3 protein-coding genes and 3 pseudogenes are annotated in these 4,744 nt (G+C 64.2%); all 6 read right to left on the bottom strand.

Annotation, left to right across the window (positions count from 1 at the left end; genetic code table 11):
* Positions 1-1,041: MFS transporter (locus ACWDTF_RS24605; RefSeq protein WP_355279487.1), on the bottom strand; the 1,041-nt coding region annotated here is incomplete at its 3' end.
* 120 nt (positions 1,042-1,161) lie between these two features.
* Positions 1,162-2,160 (bottom strand): annotated as a pseudogene (gene dmpG / locus ACWDTF_RS24600) (4-hydroxy-2-oxovalerate aldolase); the annotation flags it as partial.
* Positions 2,157-3,115: pseudogene (locus ACWDTF_RS24595) on the bottom strand (acetaldehyde dehydrogenase (acetylating)). The pseudogenes ACWDTF_RS24595 and dmpG, both read right to left, overlap by 4 nt.
* 11 nt (positions 3,116-3,126) lie before the next feature.
* The gene (locus tag ACWDTF_RS24590; protein WP_355279485.1) at positions 3,127-3,921 is read right to left on the bottom strand and encodes a 2-keto-4-pentenoate hydratase; all 795 of its coding nucleotides are present in this window, start codon (positions 3,919-3,921) and stop codon (positions 3,127-3,129) included.
* A pseudogene (locus ACWDTF_RS24585) lies at positions 3,918-4,229 on the bottom strand (TetR/AcrR family transcriptional regulator); the annotation flags it as partial. The pseudogene ACWDTF_RS24585 and the gene ACWDTF_RS24590, both read right to left, overlap by 4 nt.
* Positions 4,230-4,324: 95 nt before the next feature.
* Positions 4,325-4,744: transposase (locus tag ACWDTF_RS24580; RefSeq protein WP_449755231.1), on the bottom strand; the 420-nt coding region annotated here is incomplete at its 5' end.

Here is a 4,744-nt window from a genome sequence, read left to right as displayed (position 1 = left end):
AAACGCACTCGCCATGATCCTGCTCGCCTGCGGACCGGTCACCCTCGAACTCCCATACCACACCCACACCCACCCACATCCATGACAGAAGAGCCCATATTTCAAACCCGCCCACGACACCAGGCGCGGAGTGACTGTGGCCGTGGGCATCACCACTGCTGCCACGGGGATCAATGCGATCGCCGCCAGTAGTGGGCTGTATTCGAGGATGAGTTGCAGGTACTGCAACCCTACGAAGAAGAACCCGAAGATGGCCATGAACTGGGTCAGCACCACGATGGCGCCCGCTCGGAAGCCGGGGAGCCCGAACAGCTGCGGGTCCAGTAGCGGGTGGTGGGTGCGCATCCCTTGGACCGCGTAGACGACGAAGCCGAGAACGCAGACTCCAGCGCAGATGAGGACCGGGAGAGTCGTCCAGCCACGATCGTTGCCTTCGATGATCGCGAAGACCAGGGTGCCGATTGCGATAGATGTTGCCAGCGCACCGATTACATCGAACTTGTGGGGGTCGTGATCACGGGTGTTCGGCGCCAGGGCTGCGGCGGCGACTGCGGCCACCACGCCGACGGCGGCGCTCGTGACGAAGATCGATTGCCATCCCCAGCGTTCAAGCAGCGTTCCGGCGACGAGCATGCCGATGATCGCTCCTGCTGCGGCGAATCCCGACCAGATCGCCACTCCCTTGCTGCGCTGTTCGGGCGGGAAGGTGGCGGTGATCGTCGACAGGGTGCCGGGCATGATCATCGCTGCGCCAACACCCATCACCACCCGTGCTGCGATCAGCGAAATCGTGGAGTCCGCGCATGCGGCCGCCAAAGATGCGGCGGCGAATACGACCGCGCCGACAATGAGTACCGTGCGCCTTCCGATACGGTCGCCGACCGCACCGAGCGGCAGAACCAGCGCCGCCAACGCGACGGTGTACCCGTCGGCGATCCAGGTCAGGGCCGTGTTGTCCGCCTCGAGACTGATCGCCAGGTCGGGGAGCGCGAGATTGAGCGCTGACACCGAGGCCACGACAAGTATGAGCGCCAGGCACATCGCGAAGAGCACTCCACGGTGCCCCCACCGTCCGGACGGCAGATCGACACCGGCGGTGGACGATGGCTCAGACATTGGCCGTCGCGCATCGACGACCTCAGACGCCTGCGTTCGACTGCCGGCGAGCAGGTCGAGCGCGATGTCGACGAGCATGTCTTCTTGGCCACCCACCATCCCCCGGCGACCGGCTTCCACCAGCAAGCTGCGGGCATCGATGTCGTAGCGTTCGGCGATGGTCTCCGCGTGGCGCAGGAAGCTGGAGTACACGCCGGCATAGCCCAGGGTCAGCGTTTCGCGATCGACGCGCACGGGCCGGTCCTGCAACGGGCGGACGAGGTCGTCGGCGGCGTCCTCGAGCGCGTTGAGATCACAGCGGTGGTCGATACCGCTTCGCGTGGCGGCCGCCACGAACACCTCCAGCGGCGCATTGCCTGCACCGGCGCCCATTCCGGCCAGCGACGCGTCGACACGATTGGCGCCATGCTCGACCGCCACCAGCGAGTTGGCCACACCCAGTGAGAGATTGTGGTGCGCGTGGATGCCGATCTCGGTGTCGCCGTGCAGAACTCCACGCAAAGCGTCGCAGCGCTCAGCGATGTCACGCATGGTCATCGCACCTCCGGAATCGACGACATACACGCAGGTGGCGCCGTAGGACTCCATCAGGACGGCTTGGCGGGCCAGCTCCAGCGGGGTGGCCATATGACTCATCATCAGAAAGCCGACAGTGTCCATGCCGAGTTCGCGGGCAGCCGCGATGTGCTGGGCAGAGATGTCTGCTTCGGTGCAGTGTGTCGCGACCCGCACTGTTCGTGCGCCCGCGCGGTAGGCATCCTTCAGATTGCCTACGGTTCCGATCCCGGGTAGCAGTAGCGTCGCAACTGCGGCGCGTTCGACCGCCCCGGCGACGGCTTCGATCCATTCCAGGTCGGTGTGGGCACCGAAACCGTAGATGCAGCTCGAACCCGCAAGTCCGTCGCCGTGCGCGACCTCGATCGAATCGACACCGGCGGTGTCGAGCGCCGTCGCGATGGCAACCACTTGCTCGGTCGTGTACTGGTGTCGGATCGCGTGCATGCCGTCTCGCAGGGTGACGTCGCTGACGTAAATCGCGGTCATGAGGTGACTCCGGTGGACTGGGTGGCGTAAGCGGCTATGCGTTCGGCGGTGGCTTTGGCGGCCGAGGTCATGATGTCGAGGTTGCCGGCGTACGCGGGCAAGTAGTGTGTTGCGCCGGTCACCTCGAGCATCGTGGTGACTCGTGTGCCGCTGAACTTGCCGGTCTCGGGAATGTAGAGCGGGGTATCGGCGGTGAACGTCTCGAATTGCACGCGTTGCTTGAGCCGGTAGCCGGGGACGTAAGAATTGACCCGTTCGACCATCTCGATGATCGACGCTTCGATCGCCGAATGGTCGGTGTCCCCGTCGACGAGGCAATACACGGTGTCGCGCATGAGGATCGGCGGGTCGGCCGGGTTGAGAATCATCACAGCTTTTCCGCGTTGCGCGCCCCCGACCTCGCGCAGCGCGGTGGCGGTCGTCTCGGTGAATTCGTCGATGTTGGCGCGAGTTCCCGGGCCCGCTGATCTGGAGGAGATCGAGGAGATGATCTCGGCGTACGACACGGGGGGGGGACTGCGCCGACGGCGGCAGCGATCGGAACGGTCGCCTGCCCGCCACACGTCACCATGTTCAGGTTCGGCGCATCCAAGTGTTCATCGAGGTTGACCACCGGCACGCAGAACGGGCCGATTGACGCCGGCGTGAGGTCGAGCACCCGAACCTTGGTGGGCTCGAGTTTGCTCCAGTTGGCGCGGTGCGCACCGGCGGAGGTGGCGTCGAAAACCATTTGGACATCGGCGAACTCGTCCATGGCGAGCAACCCGTCGACACCTTCGGCGGTGGTGGCGACCCCGAAACGCTGGGCACGCGCCAAACCGTCGGAGTTCGGGTCGATCCCCACCATGGCGACCACCTCGAGGGGCCCGTCGCTGCGGAGAATCTTGATCATCAGATCGGTGCCGATGTTTCCCGAGCCGATGATGGCAACGGGATAGCGCTGTGTTGTGGTCATCATTGGTTCTCTCAGGTGAAGTCGATGGAGACGCGGCCCAGGCCGGACAGGTCAGCGGCCGCTGCATCGCCGGCGTGGACGAACACGGCCGCGGTGATCGATCCGGACATGACGAACTCTCCGGCCTGCAGCCCGGTGTCGAATGCGGCCAAGGCGTTTGCCAACCACGCCACCGCCTCTGCGGGGTGCCCGAGGACCGCGGTGGCAACGCCGTTGTCGACCTGCCGGCCGTTGACGTGTAGAGATGCGGAGATGTCGTCGAGGTCGGGTGCGTCGTTGATCGGCACCCAGGGGCCGAGGACAACTGCGGCGGAGCTCGCGTTGTCGGCGATGGTGTCGCACAGGGTGATTCGCCAATCAGTAATCCGGCTGTCCACGATCTCCAGGGCAGCGGCCACCGCATCCGTCGCGTCGAGGACATCGGCAACGCTGACACCTGGCCCTTGTAGGGGTCGGTTGAGCCGGAATGCGATCTCCGGCTCAACCCGCGGCGCGCACAGCGTTGACAGCCGAATCGAGCCACCGTCGGGAAACACCATGGTGTCGAGAATGAATCCGTAGTCGGGCTCGTCGACTCCCAGCAAATGCTGCATCGGCGCGGACGTCAGACCGATCTTGCGGCCGACCAGCCGCGCACCTCCGCCGAGCAGGCGATGCAGATTGCGCTGTTGGATCGCATACGCGCCGGCGACGTCGAGGTCGGGGATGCTGTCGCTCAACGGAGGAATGGGCGAACTGTCGGTCAGCGCGTTGTGTAGCCTGTCCGCCCAAACATCGAGGTCGGCGGTGGGTAGGGGAGAGTTCATGAGTCCTCGTCTCGGGTTGCTTCGGCGAGTTGGAGCGCGGCATCGATGACCATGCGGCCATGGAGATCGAACATGGCGGGCAGATCGACCGAATCACCGCCGATCTCCTTGGCGATGAAGAGTCCGTCGGCACCTGCCATGGCATAGGTGGCGAGTTGATCGAGCGCGGCAGCGTCGAGATCCGGAGATATGTCCATTGCCGCTTCGCGCAGTTGGTTCTGTGCTTGCGCACGTACCTGGAGGTACATCTCGCGGGCGCGTGGTTCTACGGGTCTCCGTTCCAACGCGAGCATGAGCCCCAGCCGCAGAAGGTAGTGCCCCGTGGAGTGGTGGACTTCGGATCGGCGTGGAATCACGCGTGGTGATCAACGAGTCATGTTGAATGCTAGGCGGTTTGGTGGGATTAGTCCAGTGCTTTGGTGGCGTGTTGTTTGGCGGCGATCACCTTCTTGAGTTCGGTCATGGACACATCGGACAGGTAGCGGCGGGTGACCTGCCACTCGTCGTGGGCCTCGATCACCACCGCGGTCGCCAGCCGCAGAAACGCGGCCGGGTTGGGGAAGATCTCCACAACATCAGCCCGACGTTTGATCTCCTTGTTCAACCGTTCGATCGGGTTGTTGGACCAGATCTTCTGCCAGTGCGCCTTGGGAAACCCGCTGAACGCCAACACATCAGCCTTCCCATCACGCATCATGGTGGCCACCTTCGGAAACGACGGTTCCAAGGTGTCAGCGACCTGATCCCACTGGGCATCGATGTCGTCGGGTTCGGTGTGAGCAAAAACCGTCTTGACCGCAGCGGTCACCACCGGCGCTTGTTT

The organism is Gordonia sp. NPDC003422 (genome assembly GCF_053588675.1).
Note: the sequence above shows the minus strand (reverse complement) of the source record. Positions and strands in the feature narration are given on the sequence as shown.